Raw genomic sequence first — 13,880 nt, 5'->3', positions numbered from 1 at the left:
GTAAACCATGGATTATAATAATAAAACAGTGTGGATAACCGGCGCATCATCAGGTATTGGTGAAGAACTTGCAAAACAATTTGCAGAGCAAGGTGCAAAGGTTATTTTATCAGCGCGAAATACCGATAAACTCAACCAAGTAAAAGACGAGTTAAAAGGCGAGGGGCATCGTATTATCCCGCTTGATTTATCAATGCCTGAAGCCGTTTTGCACGATGTTTCAGCACAAATAGACAGTTTAGGCCCGATTGATATTTTAATAAATAACGGCGGTGTATCACAACGTAGCTTATTTTTAGAAAACGACTTTAAAGTGTATCGCCAACTTATGGAAGTAAACTACTTTGGCTTAATTGCACTCACTAAAGCGGTATTACCTTCAATGGTAGCGCGTAAAAGCGGCTCTGTAGTGGCTATTAGTAGTGTGGCAGGCAAAGTAGGATCTAAGTTCAGAACCGGATATTCAGGCAGTAAATACGCTGTAGTAGGCTTTATGGATTGCTTACGAGCAGAAGTGACAGAGCACAACATACATTGCTTAACTATTTGCCCAGGCTCCATTAAAACGGCTATTGCCCATAACTCATTAAACGAGCAGGGAGAGGCACAAAATAAGCCTGAACCCTCTATTGAAAATGGTATGAACGTTAATGTGGCCGCGTCAAAAATGATCACCGCAATTTACAATAAAAAAGATGAAGTAGTGGTTGGCCAAGGGTTAAGTGGTTGGGCACCGTTTATAAAACGGTTTTTCCCTAGTTTATTTAATCGCTTAACCGCCAAGGTAGAATATAAATAACTAAGTACAGTACTTAAACGCCAGCATTTAGCTGCTTAGCTCTATGGCTGTTTTTGTACCTTCCAAGGTGGGTTTAATCTATTTTCTCCAGCTTTGTAGAGTTTAATTTTATTTCCTGAAGGGTCTTTTAAAACCGCTTCTTTCCATAGATACCTTTGCTCTGTGGGTTGCTGTTCGAATACGATCCCTTTTTTGATTAACTGCTGGCACAATTGTTCAAGGTCATCGTTCTCAAAATAAATTACAGAATGATTTTCAAAAAATTCACTTTCTAAAGACAATGAAAATGTAGAGTCACCTTCAGGGCAACTAAAACGTGCATAATGAGGTGTATCAACAATTTGGGTAAAGCCAAGTGTGCGATAAAAACTCACCGCTTCATTCATATCTTTGACTGGCAAAGTTACTTGATTCAGTTTCATTCAAACTCCCACTTCAAAAAATAGATAAATTTATATGGATTTACTCTCGTCCTGGCTCATGTCCCTCATAACGAGGAAGCTGAGCATCTAAGTCTTCCCAATTAGCTTTTGAGGTGATGAAATTATGCGATATGGGTCGCTCTGCTATATCGCAGGTCAACGCGCCTAATCGAAGGCGATACCTTTGAGGAGATTGAGCGTTAGCACTATAAATTGGAGCGCCGCAGGTTTTACAAAAGTACTTACGTTTACCTTCACTACTTTGGTAAAAAGTAAGTGTGCCGTTGTAGTCAGTTAATGTCAGATCACTGGCATTAATAAATCCATTAGTAGCAAAAGCACTGCCACTGGCCTTACGACAAAGCGAACAATGACAATGAATAATATCAGTAACTTTACCATTAATTGAAAAGTTGATTGAGCCGCATAAACAACTACCTGTGTACATCTGTATTCCTTGATTTAATTATAATTTTTTCATTATATTGCATTTTTTCCAGTAAATTTTTGATGCTTTATGGCTTAATTACACACTTTACTAAAAATGCTTTCCTCGCACTCACAAAATCATCAGCGCTTTAATATTCTGCTACTTCAAACAATGCATCACCTCTTTTGGACTAGATTAATAATTCCACTAATTAACGTTAATGTAAATAATTGTTTATGCGAGTTTTTAGGTGGGTTATGAGCATAAGTGAGAGAAGGCAATAATGCTATGAGTATAATGAGCTGTGCTCAATTAAAAGCTGGTTACGATGGTGGTTAAGTTGGGGAATTATCTGGTTGGGCTTAAGTGAATTTAAAAAAGGATGTTTGTAAGTATTAAAACCCCGCGTTTTTAACGCGGGATTGGTTTGAATTGGTAGGCTATATGTTTACTTGGCCTTTTTGGCTTCGAGCGCTTCTATTTCATTCCAAATTTTTTCAGCCTCATCAGTTAACATCGCATAGCTTTTTATATCGCCTTTTCTTTGCGCTTGCATGCCTTGTTCTAATTTTACGTCGTATTCTTTACGTAATTTTTTGATTGGATCTGGCTTTAAAAATGAAAACATCAACACCCTCGTTGTTTATTAGCTAGTTACATTAACAATACGCAGTGAAGACGCAAAAAGTTTGCTGTTACTGTAATAGCGTATTAAAAGATTATTGTGGGTCAAGGCGCATAATGCCTTGGCCGTCCAATCCTAAGTAAATAGTGCCATCATCACTTTGTGCTAGACTGCGAATACGACCAATGCCTTCCAGTAATTTACTTTGTTTAACGACATTGCCATCTGCTATTTCAAGTACGCTAATAAACGCGTATTTCATTGAAGCGATTAAAAATTTTCCTTTAAGCTCAGGATATTTGTCACCTTTTACGAGCAGCATGTCTGAAGGAGCAATAGAGGGTGTCCATTGTAATGTGGGCGCTTGCATGCCTGATTTTTCGGTTAAATCGGTAAACGAGGTGCCACTGTAGTTAATACCATAGCTTACCACTGGCCAGCCGTAGTTAGTTTTAGGTTTAATCATATTAAGCTCATCGCCGCCACGGGGGCCGTGTTCGTGTGCCCAAAATACATTATTTTCACCATCGAACCACATGCCTTGTGGGTTACGATGCCCGTATGACCAAATCGCTGGTTTTGCGTCTTTTTGGTTTACAAATGGGTTGTCGGTTGGAATTTTACCATCGTCGTGTAAACGATAAATTTTACCGCCATCGCGGCTTAAATCTTGTGGGTTAATATCTCGTGAGCCGCGATCGCCAATCGAAAAATACACATAGTTTTGGTTATCAAACACAATACGGCTGCCGTAGTGCTGGCCTTTTTTAGAATTATGCTCGCCTTTGTATAATTGTTGTGGCTCGCGTAATTGGCTGTGATCGTTACTTAATTTTGCGCGCATAAGTGCGGTGTTACTGCCAGCACCGTCACCTTCACTGCTTGAGTAAGTGATATACAGCCATTGATTATTAGCAAAATCAGGATGCAGCTCTAAATCAAGTAGGCCGCCTTGGCCGTTGGCATCAATTTTAGGTAGCCCAGAAATTTTAGTTAAGCTGGTGGTATTTTTACGCAATAAATATAAGGTGCCACTGCGCTCGGTTATTAATAAATCACCGTTTGGTAGAGCCTCAATAGCCCAGGGAATAGAAACCCCTTGGGCAACAGTGACCGGTTTTACATTAAGCGCTAATTTATCTAGTTCTTTAAAATCAACTGCATGAGCACTAAGGCTGGTAAGCGCCGAAAATGCCAATGCACAACTGGCTGTGGCGAGTGTAGAAAATTTTTTACGCGTTGTTACTTTGTTCATAATGGCTTCCAAAATTAACTAAATTTTAACCACCTTAGCACGCTATTAATCACAGTGTTAAGTATTTGGGATGAATGAAATTGCACGCTATTTAACCGCTTTAATGTTGGTTTTTAGCTTAATGAGTTTGTTTATGTCCCTCAGGTGTTTAACTAACTTTACGGGTATAGGAATTAAAGACCGCTTTAAAAAAATTGAATAATTACTCTATTAGGGTTGAAATTTAAAAATTCGAGCGTACACTTGTGCGCTGAAAGTTTAGCTTACACGTGTAGGCTCAAATATTTAAAGCCCAGCACATGTGTTTGCGTGAATTCGCTTAACACAAAGTGATGGGTAGTCGATTTAAGTAGAGAATTAATAACCATGCTAACTTCGGTATTAGACCAATTTTCAAAATGGTTTTTACACCATCAAAGCTTTGCCGCTTACATAGAGCCTTTAATACAGGTCGTTAAACCTGCATGGCGAGCCGGCTTTTTTCGTGCGCAAATTGTTGATGTACACGCGTTGAGTGGTCAGTTTTTAAGTGTAACGCTTAAACCCAATAAACAGTGGCGCGCCCACATTGCGGGCCAGCATATTAGTTTAACGCTTGAGCTCAACGGGCGTTTGCTTACCCGTGTATTTACGATTGCTTGCAGCCCCGCGCAATACAAAGCAACCGGATTGCTGCGAGTTTTAATTAAAACCAATGAGCAAGGACGTTTTACAGCTCAGTTGCAAAGCACATTAAAGGCGCCGTCGTGGTGTAATATTTCTGCGCCAAGTGGCGACTTTGTATTTAAAAGCTGGCATAAAGCCAGCACCTTTGTTGCTGGTGGCTCGGGTATTACACCTATGCTGGCAATGCTTAGCCAGCAATTAGCAAATACTCAGCACACTATCAAATTACTGTATTTTGCAAAAGCTAATGAGCACCAATGCGTTGAAGAACTTGCCGCATTAGCAGAGCGTTATGCGCATTTTTCTTACTTGTTACTCACTCGCGATATGAGCCCGCAATTAACTACGCATATAAACATCGATGACAATCCTGATATTTACTGCTGTGGGCCAGCAGCGTTTATGCAAAAAATTGCACATTTTGCAAACCAGCATCATTTAACCTATTACCAAGAAGCCTTTGGCCTTGCATTGCCAAGCTTAAATGATGACAGTCAATTTACTGTAAAAATTAATAATGATCACCACGACGTAGCAGCGAATGAGGTGTTGTTAACTCAGTTTGAGGCAAAAAAACTACCTGTGCAGCGAGGGTGTGGGATTGGTATTTGTCATCAATGCCAGTGCATTAAAAAAACGGGCGTGGTGCGCAATTTAAAAACCGGTGAGTTATCAGATAACGGCGAGCAGTTAATTCAACTGTGTGTTAGCCAAGCGGTCAGTGATTTGGAGTTACAGCTATGACAACCATAAATTATCAACAATTAGCCGAAGATTTAGATGGCATAAAAATGTCGACGTTTGCCAAAGTAGGGCAAAAGGATGCTAATTATATACGCTCTATTGTCCGCAAGCAGCGACTGTGCGAAATAGGTGGGCGCATTTTATTAATGCTTGGTTTTGTACAGCCTTTATTGTGGGTGGCGGGTGTGTTGTTACTGGCTTTGGCTAAAATTCTCGACAACATGGAAATTGGCCACAATGTAATGCATGGTCAATACGATTGGATGAACGACAAACAGCTTAATTCAAAAACATACGAGTGGGATATAGCCTGCGACGGCCAAAGTTGGAACCGAGTACACAATTTTGAGCACCATACTTACACTAATATTATTGGCAAAGACCGCGATTTTGGTTATGGCTTATTAAGATTAAGTAATGACTTTAAATGGCGTTTAAAAAATACTTGGCAGTTTATTACCTATTTAAATTTAAGTGTGCTATTTCAGTGGGGCGTGTCGTACCATGAGCTGGCGGGTGAGCGTGTGTTTATAGGTAAAAAGAAGCCAAACCGCAAAGGGGCTGTAGCGCATAGTACGTTAAAAAAACGCTTTTTTAGTAAAGGGGCGCGCCAATTAATTAAAGACTATGTTTTGTTTCCACTTTTAGCGGGGCCTCTTTTTTTATGGGTGCTAAGCGGTAACTTATTAGCAAATTTAATTCGTAATTTATGGACATCAACCATTATTTTTTGTGGCCATTTTACCGAGCAAACGCATATCTTTTACGAGCAAGACTGCAAAAACGAAAGCCAAGGGCAGTGGTATTATCGCCAAGCGCTGGGGTCGTCAAACATTAAAGGGGCACGTTGGTTTCATATTTTAACTGGGCATTTAAGCTTTCAAATAGAGCATCATTTATTTCCTGATTTGCCATCGTCCCGTTATCAAGAAATTGCGCCTAAAGTACAAGCTGCATTACAAAAGCAGGGCATTGCTTATAATACTGGCGGATTTTTTCATCAATACACTTCAGTGTTAAAGCGTATATTGCGTTATTCATTTAAATAGAGGTTAATAAAATAACCGCAACTATAATGTATGCATTAATTAATCAGCTAACTATAAAATGTTAGCTGAATATTGCATTAAAGAGTTGGTAAGCGCTTTTTTGATTAAATAATCATCAGTACATGCAAAAAATTCTTCTAATTAATTTAAAAACAGCTCGTTTTGCTATGGTTAAATAGTAGCTGGTTGTCATACAATGGAGAAAAATAGACCACACAAGAGAGAATAAAAATGGCAGCATTTGGTACTGTGTTTATGCCGCAGATGATTCAAGCTAAGTTTTCTGACAACCAGTGGGGCGAAAGCTCAATTGTTCCTTGCGATAAGCTTGAGTTACATGCAGGTGCGCACGTTCTTCATTATTCAAGTACATGTTTTGAAGGGTTAAAAGCCTTTCGCCATGAAGATGGTTCAGTAAATATTTTTAGAATGGATGCAAACATTGCACGCATGCAGCAAAGTTCTGAATTATTGAGTTTACCTGCTGTTGATGGCGAGATGCTAAAAACAATGATCATCGATATTGTGCGTGAATACGCCGATGAAACGCCGCTTCCTCCTGGTTCTATGTATATTCGCCCAACCCACATTGGTACGGAAGCTGCCATTGGTAAAGCGGCGGCACCGTCAATGAGTTCATTGCTTTACACGTTATTATCGCCAGTGGGTGATTATTTTTCAGGTGGCGCAACTGCGTTACGTGTTTTACTTGAAGAAGATGGTATGCGCTGTGCACCGCACATGGGTATGATCAAAAGCGGTGGTAACTATGCCAGCGCACTTGGCCCAATTTCAGCAGCGCGCACTAAATACAAAGCGGATCAAATTTTATTTTGCCCAGGTGGCGATGTGCAAGAAACCGGCGCGGCCAACTTTATATTAATTGATGGCAACGAAATAATTACTAAAGCACTCGACAGCACCTTTTTACATGGTGTTACTCGTAATAGTATTTTAACCATTGCGAAAGATTTAGGAATGACGGTAAGCGAGCGTAACTTTACCGTAACTGAGCTTTTAGAGCGTGCAGCAAAACCAGGCACTGAAGCAGCACTTTCAGGCACTGCAGCAGTATTAACACCAGTAGGTACGTTTATCCATAACGATAAAGAATACAAAGTGGGTAATGGTGAACCAGGGCCAACAACAGCACGTTTACGTCAAGCATTGAACGATATTCAATGGGGTAAAAGTGAAGATACACACGGTTGGTTAACTAAAATCTAATCGGGTTCTAGGGTCTGTTGACCTTGGCGGATTAAAATTTGTTCAAACTAGGGGCGGTTTAATCGCGGCGCGAGGTTTGTAACCTAGTGGGCTAAGTAAAAACCGAGCAACAAAGAGTAAATCGTCCCTAGGCAGAACCCTTCGGGCAGCGCCTGTTTGGCATTGATGCTGCGTTATCGCCTATTTATGGGGAATAACCACACCACATAGGCTCTGCCTTGCCTAAATAACCTGAGCTGCACATAAGAAATGGAACTAAATGCCCTTGCGGTGATCAGATCTTTCGACCAAGAAACATAAGATTACCGAGGCAAGGGCATGAATAACTTAGATGCAATTTACGTAGATGTCGATGATTTTTGTTTATTGTTTGAGCCTCAATGGCTTAAACACCTAATAGAATCAGGTGAAAAGCAACGCATTAAGCCATCTCGACTATCCTCTAGCGAAGTGATGACTATATTAATTGCTTTTCATCAATCAGGTTATCGCGATTTTAAAACTTACTACACCAAATTTGTTTGTCAGTATTGGCGACATTATTTTCCTGATTTAGTCAGTTATACACGTATGTTGAAGTTACTTCAGGCCACGTTACCTGCTCTGTGTAGCTATCTGAAGCAGCGCTTTGATAAACCAACAGGCATTGCATTTATCGATTCCACTTCTCTCAAGGTGTGTCACAACATGCGTATTCCTCGCCACCAAGTTTTCGCGGGAGAAGCCAAACGAGGCAAAGGAACAATGGGTTGGTTTTATGGCTTTAAACTTCACCTCATCATGAATGATGAAGGTGGTTTATTAGCTGTAAAAGTGACAGCTGGGAATGTTGATGATAGACAGCCGGTATTAGATATGGTCGATAATGTTACAGGTAGTTTATACGCTGATAAAGGTTATGTATCTGCAAACTTAAAAGCGGAACTTGCTGAGCAAGGCATTGATTTTATTACAGGTCAACGAAGTAATATGAAACGTCAGCCAATATCATCTTGGGATAGAGCGATGTTATCAAAGCGCTTCATCATTGAAACAGTTTTCGACCAGCTGAAAAATATGGCTCAAATAGACCACACAAGGCACCGCAGCTGCATCTCATTTATGGTTAATTTAATGGCTGGATTAATTGCCTATACTTTTCAGACTAAAAAGCCGAGTATAAAAGTGACTCGGCTTTAATTCTTATGCAGATCTGAGGTTAAATACCAAACAGACTGCTGCAAATTTAACCTTGAAAGATCAACAGACCCTAATCTATTAAAAAGCCACACTAAATAGTGTGGCTTTTTGTTTTTAGCTGCAGCTTAAAATTTCATTTCAACTTTGCCGTAAACATAGCGGCCATTAAAACCAAATGGCGAAAAGCCCGAGTAAGAGAACAAACGAGAGAAAGTGGTTACATCGCTCACTAAATCACGAGTTGGATCTGGGTATACATCAAACACATTATTCGCGCCTAAGCTCAGAGTAATGTTGTTATTAAGTGAATAGGCAACATCTAAGTCGGTGATCCACTTTGGCTTGAGCACTTCGTTACGCTCTGGAATTTCTGATGGGTCTTGTGTTTCACCATAGCGAGTGCTGCGAAGTGTGGTACGCCATTCGTTTAGTGTCCATGTCGCGCTTAGGTTGTATTTATTACGCGGGGTACTTACTTCAAAACGGCGCAGTTCATTACCCGAAAACAAATTATCTTGTTCAACACCTACGCTTTGTAGCTCAGCGGGTGGGGCAATAATATTGGTCACTTCGTTTTTGCCGTAGTTATAGCCTAAATTAAACGCTACATCGCCGTAGTTATCGGTCACTAGGTTGTAAGAGGCAACCACATCAACGCCACGGGTTTTGCTATCAATCGCGTTTAAGAAAAACCGCCCTTGGTTAGCCCCTGTGCCCTCAAGTAAGCTTGCTACACCTGCGCCCGACAGGTTATTTGATAACACAATACGGTCATCAATTAATATTTGGTAATAATCAACAGATAAGCTGAAATTAAAGTCGGTTGACCAGGTAAAACCTACCCCGTAGTTGGTGGCTTCTTCTGCATCTAAGCCCGGTGATCCCAATGCAACGGCTACATCACTACTTGGGGCAAACGTCCCTGTTTGTGTTGGAATACCATCAACAAACACGGTCGCTACTGAAGTAAAATATTGTTGTTGCAGAGAGGGCGCTCTAAAGCCGGTTGATACAGAGCCACGTAATGCTAAATCTTCTGTTAGCGTATAACGGGTAGCAATTTTACCATTAAGCGTATCACCAAAGTCAGAGTAGTCTTCGTAACGCGCTGCGACGGCAACGTTCCAGTTATCTGTAATAAAGGCTTCTAAATCAACGTAAAGGCTAACGTTATGGCGGCTGTTATCACCCGCAGACTCAGGTGTGAAACCGGGGAATACTTGCGAACCTGCAGAGCCAAATGGGCCATTAACTGGATCGGTTACTGCGCCACCAGGGCCAAAAGTGCCTTGTGCGTATGAGGCTTCTTCGCCTGCTTGAATTTCGTAGCCTTCACGACGATACTCAGCGCCCACTGCGACGTTAATTCCACTAGCTAAAAAGTCAGCATCAATCTCGCGGCTAAAATCAAGGTTAATAGTCAGCTGATCGTAAGTAAGTGTACCGGCATCGAAACTGGTTTGACTGCTAGGCCCATATGAGGTGTTTAAGCTATCAATAACACCGAAGTTAAAGGCATCTTGGCCGTATACAGCAGAAGCGTCGTAATTCCATTCATTAGCAAAACCTTTTACGCCAAGTGCTAACGAAAAATCGTCAATATCTGAGGTGATCACCGGTAAAAAGCCATCAGGATAAATATCTGCTACGTTACGGCTGTCTTGTGCGCGACGATAAAAACCTCCGCCCTCGCCTTCACGCTTGCTGTAAGAGCCAAACGAGTAGAGCTCGGCATCGTTAGTTAATTGATAACCAGCATTATAAAACAGCGCAAAGTCTTCAACGGTGCCATTGCCAAAGTTATGATTGTAACGATCCCATGTGAACTCACGCGGATCAAGAGAGCCATCAGGTAGGCGGGCGTAATTTTCGCGCTGGTCATAATCAGAGCGATTCGTTGAGCTACGATCGCGATATTCAGTAGAAATACTTAAAAAGCCGTTATCGCCCAATTCAAACCCCATATTACCTTGCAGGGTTAAGGTTTGGCCGTCGGTCAGCGAGCGGTCGCTGCCTTCATTAAAGGCTAAGTTGCCATTGGCGTCTTCAGAAACGGATTCTAGTTGAGGCACACCCTGCATTTCAGTTATGTTTGCTCCATATACAGCACCTAGGCTGCCGCCACTGCTATTACTTTTAAGGACTATATTAATCACACCGGCAATAGCGTCTGAGCCATATTGCGCTGCGGCACCGTCGCGCAATACTTCTATTCGCTCAATGGCATTGGCTGGAATAGCGTTTAAATCAACCGATGATGACCCACGACCGGTTGAACCGTTTAAATTAAGCAGTGCATTACTATGGCGACGTTTACCATTGACGAGCACTAAGGTGTGATCAGGTGCTAAGCCTCGCAGTTGAGCTGGGCGCACATGGTCGCTGCCATCGGTGATCGATGGCTGAGGGAAATTAAAGCTTGGTAATAAAGTGCTCAGTAGTGCATTGGTTTCAGTTTGCCCTGAACTTTTTAGGGCATCACCGCTAATGATATCAATCGGAACTGGGCTGTCTTCAACTGTGCGGCCGAGTCGGCGAGAGCCAATTACACTAATTTGTTCAATATTTTCTTCTGCTAGTGTGTCTTGCTGTGCGGCATTTACCGACCAGGATCCAAGTAGTGCAGCGGCAACACTGAGTGTAATGGTTTTTTTTGCTGTAAATAGCTGTTTTAGTTGCATGATTAGTTTCCCTCATTCAATGCTCTACAGGTAATTCAATTATTAATGAACTAATTAAAATTTCTATTGTCAAGGTAGACCATTTTTACAACCAAGGTCAATTGAATTACATTCAAGCTACAATTTATTTACAGTGGCAGGTGGAGTATTTGAGTAGCTTGTAGCGTAAGTCGCCATTTACCATTTGATTTTACCTGTGAGCATATCTTTAAACATTACCCAATCGCCCCATAAACTATACAACGGGTGCTTAAATGTAGCAGGGCGGTTTTTTTCAAAAAAGAAATGCCCAACCCACGCAAAGCCATAACCAATCACTGGTAATAACCATAACAACATAAGTTGTGAGCTAAAAAACGCATAGCCTGTTAGTAACAGTACTAAACTACTGCCTATAAAATGCAATCTACGACAGGTTTGATTGCGATGCTCTTTTAAGTAATAAGGGTAAAAGCGTTTAAAGCTTGTAAAGGATTGGGTTTCTGTCATTACTTAGCCTATTGGTGTTTTAACGTTGTTCATTAAAGTATTTAAGCGTAACTAAGCGCAGGTTAACAGCGATAAATGACGTTTACCGCATCTTAATAGACAAAAGCAGTAAAAGTTAATAACTTAGAGTGATTATCAACAAGGGAATAAAATAACAATGCTAAAAAAAACACTGACCTGTGCGGTTGTAATCGCACTTGCGGGTTGTTCACAACCTGCAAAAAACACCACTCAAAATGAAGTAAAAACAGCGATGAAAGCAGTTAACTATCTAAATTACCCTGAAACTAAAAAAGGCACAGTGGTTGACACTTACTTTGGTGAAAATGTGGCTGATCCGTATCGTTGGTTAGAAGATGATATGAGTGATGAAACGGCTCAATGGGTTAAAACACAAAATAACCTAACCTTTTCTTATTTAGAGCAAATACCGTACAGAGATACGTTAAAGCAGCGCCTTGAAAAGTTAATGAACTACGAAAAAATCAGCGCGCCGTTCACCGAAGGTGATTACACCTATTTTTACAAAAATGATGGCCTGCAAAATCAGTACGTTTTATACCGCAGTAAAGACGGCGGCGAGGCTGAGATTTTCTTAGATCCTAATACCTTTAGTGAAGATGGTACCACTTCAATGTCGGGCTTATCATTTTCAGAAGACGGCTCATTGTTAGCATACCAAATATCGGAAGGTGGCAGTGATTGGCGCAAAATCATTGTTATAGACACCGAAACCAAAGAGCAAGTAGAGCAAGCACTGGTTGATGTTAAATTTAGTGGCGTAAGTTGGTTGGCAAATGATGGTTTTTATTATTCAAGCTACGACAAACCAGAAGGCAGTGAGCTTTCTGCAAAAACTGATCAACATAAAGTGTACTACCATAAATTAGGCCAAGCCCAAAGCGAGGATACGCTAGTATTTGGCGATACCGCTGAGCAAAAACACCGTTATGTGGGCGCTAAAGCGACCAAAGATGGCCGCTATTTGTTTATTAGTGCTAGCGTATCGACCTCAGGCAATAAATTATTTATTAAAGATTTAACTAAGCCAGATAGCGAGTTTGTTACCGTAGTGGGTAATACCGACTCTGATACCAGCGTGATTGATAACGAAGGCAGCAAGCTATTTTTGGTTACTAACTTAAATGCTCCAAATAAAAAAGTAGTGACGGTTGATGCAAGCAACCCGCAACCTGAAAACTGGCAAGACTTTATTCCAGAAACCGAAAACGTACTTAATGTAACGCTTGGCGGTAACACATTCTTTGCCAACTACATGGTTGATGCTATCTCTAAAGTGAAGCAGTACAACAAGCAGGGCGAATTGATCCGCGATATTAGTTTACCAGGCGTTGGGACGGCGGCTGGCTTTGGCGGTAAAAAAGAGCAAACTACGCTTTATTACTCATTTACTAACTATAAAACCCCTGGCACGACTTACAGCTTTGATGTACAAAGCGGTGAGTCAAAAGTATATCGTAAGTCAGGGATTGATTTTAATAGCGACAACTACACCTCAGAGCAAGTATTTTATACCTCTAAAGACGGCACTAAAGTACCGATGATTATTACTTACAAAAGTGATATTGAATTAGACGGTAGCAACCCAACTATTTTATATGGCTATGGTGGCTTTAATATAAGCTTAACACCTCGCTTTAGCTCTACAACAGCGGCTTGGCTTGAGCAAGGAGGCGTATACGCAGTGGCAAACATTCGTGGCGGCGGTGAGTATGGTAAAGAGTGGCATAAAGCAGGTACGCAATTGCAAAAGCAAAACGTATTTGACGACTTTATTGCCGCCGCACAATACTTACAAGATAAAAAATACACCTCTAAAAAGCGCCTAGCACTGCGAGGTGGTTCAAACGGCGGGTTATTAGTCGGTGCCGTAATGACCCAGCGACCTGACTTATTTCAAGTGGCGTTACCTGCGGTAGGTGTACTGGATATGCTTCGTTATCATACCTTTACAGCGGGCGCTGGTTGGGCATACGATTACGGTACAAGCGACCAAAGTAAAGAAATGTTTGATTACTTAAAAGGCTACTCGCCAATTCATAATGTAAAAGCAGGGGTTGAATATCCGGCGACGATGATCACTACAGGCGATCATGATGACCGCGTTGTACCGTCGCATTCATTTAAATTTGCAGCAGAGCTTCAAGCGAAGCAAGCGGGTACTAACCCAACGCTTATTCGTATTGAAACCAATGCAGGCCATGGTGCAGGTACACCAACCAGTAAAATTATTGATCTTTATGCCGACATGTACGGTTTTACGCTTTACAACATGGGCATTAAATCACTTTAA

Annotated in this window: 12 protein-coding genes; 6 read left to right on the top strand and 6 right to left on the bottom strand. The window is 41.2% G+C overall.

Annotated features, from left to right (window positions below):
* Positions 1-7: 7 nt before the first annotated feature.
* Complete coding sequence (locus MTN96_RS14200) at positions 8-799, top strand: SDR family oxidoreductase (RefSeq protein ID WP_069439559.1); 792 nt, start codon at positions 8-10, stop codon at positions 797-799.
* 41 nt (positions 800-840) lie between these two features.
* Here MTN96_RS14200 and MTN96_RS14195 read toward each other — a convergent pair whose 3' ends face one another.
* From MTN96_RS14195 to MTN96_RS14180, 4 genes are all read right to left on the bottom strand, one after another.
* Positions 841-1,221 carry a VOC family protein gene (locus tag MTN96_RS14195; RefSeq protein ID WP_010390281.1) on the bottom strand — a complete coding sequence of 127 codons (381 nt, stop codon included), beginning with the start codon at positions 1,219-1,221 and terminating at the stop codon, positions 841-843.
* A 40-nt stretch (positions 1,222-1,261) separates the two neighbouring features.
* Positions 1,262-1,669: a GFA family protein gene (locus MTN96_RS14190; RefSeq protein ID WP_248532014.1), complete on the bottom strand. Its 408-nt coding sequence runs from the start codon at positions 1,667-1,669 to the stop codon at positions 1,262-1,264.
* Positions 1,670-2,099: 430 nt separating this feature from the next.
* On the bottom strand, positions 2,100-2,279 hold the full coding sequence (locus MTN96_RS14185; protein ID WP_248532012.1) for a DUF6435 family protein: 180 nt from the start codon (positions 2,277-2,279) through the stop codon (positions 2,100-2,102).
* A gap of 91 nt (positions 2,280-2,370) precedes the next feature.
* The gene (locus MTN96_RS14180; protein ID WP_036954482.1) at positions 2,371-3,531 is read right to left on the bottom strand and encodes a PQQ-dependent sugar dehydrogenase; all 1,161 of its coding nucleotides are present in this window, start codon (positions 3,529-3,531) and stop codon (positions 2,371-2,373) included.
* A 366-nt stretch (positions 3,532-3,897) separates the two neighbouring features.
* Between MTN96_RS14180 and MTN96_RS14175 the strand changes: the two genes are divergently transcribed.
* From MTN96_RS14175 to MTN96_RS14160, 4 genes are all read left to right on the top strand, one after another.
* The gene (locus MTN96_RS14175) at positions 3,898-4,941 is read left to right on the top strand and encodes a flavin reductase family protein (RefSeq protein WP_036954485.1); all 1,044 of its coding nucleotides are present in this window, start codon (positions 3,898-3,900) and stop codon (positions 4,939-4,941) included.
* Entirely contained in the window at positions 4,938-5,990 is a 1,053-nt protein-coding gene (locus tag MTN96_RS14170) for an acyl-CoA desaturase (protein WP_248532010.1), read from the top strand. Before MTN96_RS14175 ends, MTN96_RS14170 begins: the two co-directional genes overlap by 4 nt.
* Before the next feature lie 225 nt (positions 5,991-6,215).
* The gene (locus tag MTN96_RS14165) at positions 6,216-7,217 is read left to right on the top strand and encodes a branched-chain amino acid aminotransferase (protein ID WP_288369064.1); all 1,002 of its coding nucleotides are present in this window, start codon (positions 6,216-6,218) and stop codon (positions 7,215-7,217) included.
* Between the two features lie 318 nt (positions 7,218-7,535).
* The gene (locus MTN96_RS14160; RefSeq protein ID WP_248532008.1) at positions 7,536-8,396 is read left to right on the top strand and encodes an IS982 family transposase; all 861 of its coding nucleotides are present in this window, start codon (positions 7,536-7,538) and stop codon (positions 8,394-8,396) included.
* Between the two features lie 125 nt (positions 8,397-8,521).
* Here MTN96_RS14160 and MTN96_RS14155 read toward each other — a convergent pair whose 3' ends face one another.
* Positions 8,522-11,077 (bottom strand): TonB-dependent siderophore receptor, encoded by a 2,556-nt coding sequence (locus tag MTN96_RS14155; protein WP_214551988.1) that lies wholly within the window; start codon positions 11,075-11,077, stop codon positions 8,522-8,524.
* Between the two features lie 177 nt (positions 11,078-11,254).
* Positions 11,255-11,566, bottom strand: coding sequence for a DUF962 domain-containing protein (locus tag MTN96_RS14150; RefSeq protein ID WP_036982453.1), 312 nt, complete (start codon positions 11,564-11,566; stop codon positions 11,255-11,257).
* Positions 11,567-11,723: 157 nt separating this feature from the next.
* Here MTN96_RS14150 and MTN96_RS14145 point away from each other — a divergent pair, with 157 nt between their 5' ends.
* Positions 11,724-13,880 carry a prolyl oligopeptidase family protein gene (locus tag MTN96_RS14145; protein WP_248532006.1) on the top strand — a complete coding sequence of 719 codons (2,157 nt, stop codon included), beginning with the start codon at positions 11,724-11,726 and terminating at the stop codon, positions 13,878-13,880.

The organism is Pseudoalteromonas sp. 2CM28B, from assembly GCF_023161935.1.
This window is presented reverse-complemented; position numbering and strand designations above follow the sequence as displayed.

Excerpts from the sequence above, each read along its gene's own strand:
- MTN96_RS14175 (WP_036954485.1), top strand. The coding sequence starts at position 3,898 with ATGCTAACTTCGGTATTAGACCAATTTTCAAAATGGTTTTTACACCAT.
- MTN96_RS14145 (WP_248532006.1), top strand. The coding sequence starts at position 11,724 with ATGCTAAAAAAAACACTGACCTGTGCGGTTGTAATCGCACTTGCGGGT.
- MTN96_RS14170 (WP_248532010.1), top strand. The coding sequence starts at position 4,938 with ATGACAACCATAAATTATCAACAATTAGCCGAAGATTTAGATGGCATA.
- MTN96_RS14155 (WP_214551988.1), bottom strand. The coding sequence starts at position 11,077 with ATGCAACTAAAACAGCTATTTACAGCAAAAAAAACCATTACACTCAGT.
- MTN96_RS14185 (WP_248532012.1), bottom strand. The coding sequence starts at position 2,279 with ATGTTTTCATTTTTAAAGCCAGATCCAATCAAAAAATTACGTAAAGAA.
- MTN96_RS14195 (WP_010390281.1), bottom strand. The coding sequence starts at position 1,221 with ATGAAACTGAATCAAGTAACTTTGCCAGTCAAAGATATGAATGAAGCG.
- MTN96_RS14160 (WP_248532008.1), top strand. The coding sequence starts at position 7,536 with ATGAATAACTTAGATGCAATTTACGTAGATGTCGATGATTTTTGTTTA.
- MTN96_RS14180 (WP_036954482.1), bottom strand. The coding sequence starts at position 3,531 with ATGAACAAAGTAACAACGCGTAAAAAATTTTCTACACTCGCCACAGCC.
- MTN96_RS14190 (WP_248532014.1), bottom strand. The coding sequence starts at position 1,669 with ATGTACACAGGTAGTTGTTTATGCGGCTCAATCAACTTTTCAATTAAT.
- MTN96_RS14200 (WP_069439559.1), top strand. The coding sequence starts at position 8 with ATGGATTATAATAATAAAACAGTGTGGATAACCGGCGCATCATCAGGT.
- MTN96_RS14150 (WP_036982453.1), bottom strand. The coding sequence starts at position 11,566 with ATGACAGAAACCCAATCCTTTACAAGCTTTAAACGCTTTTACCCTTAT.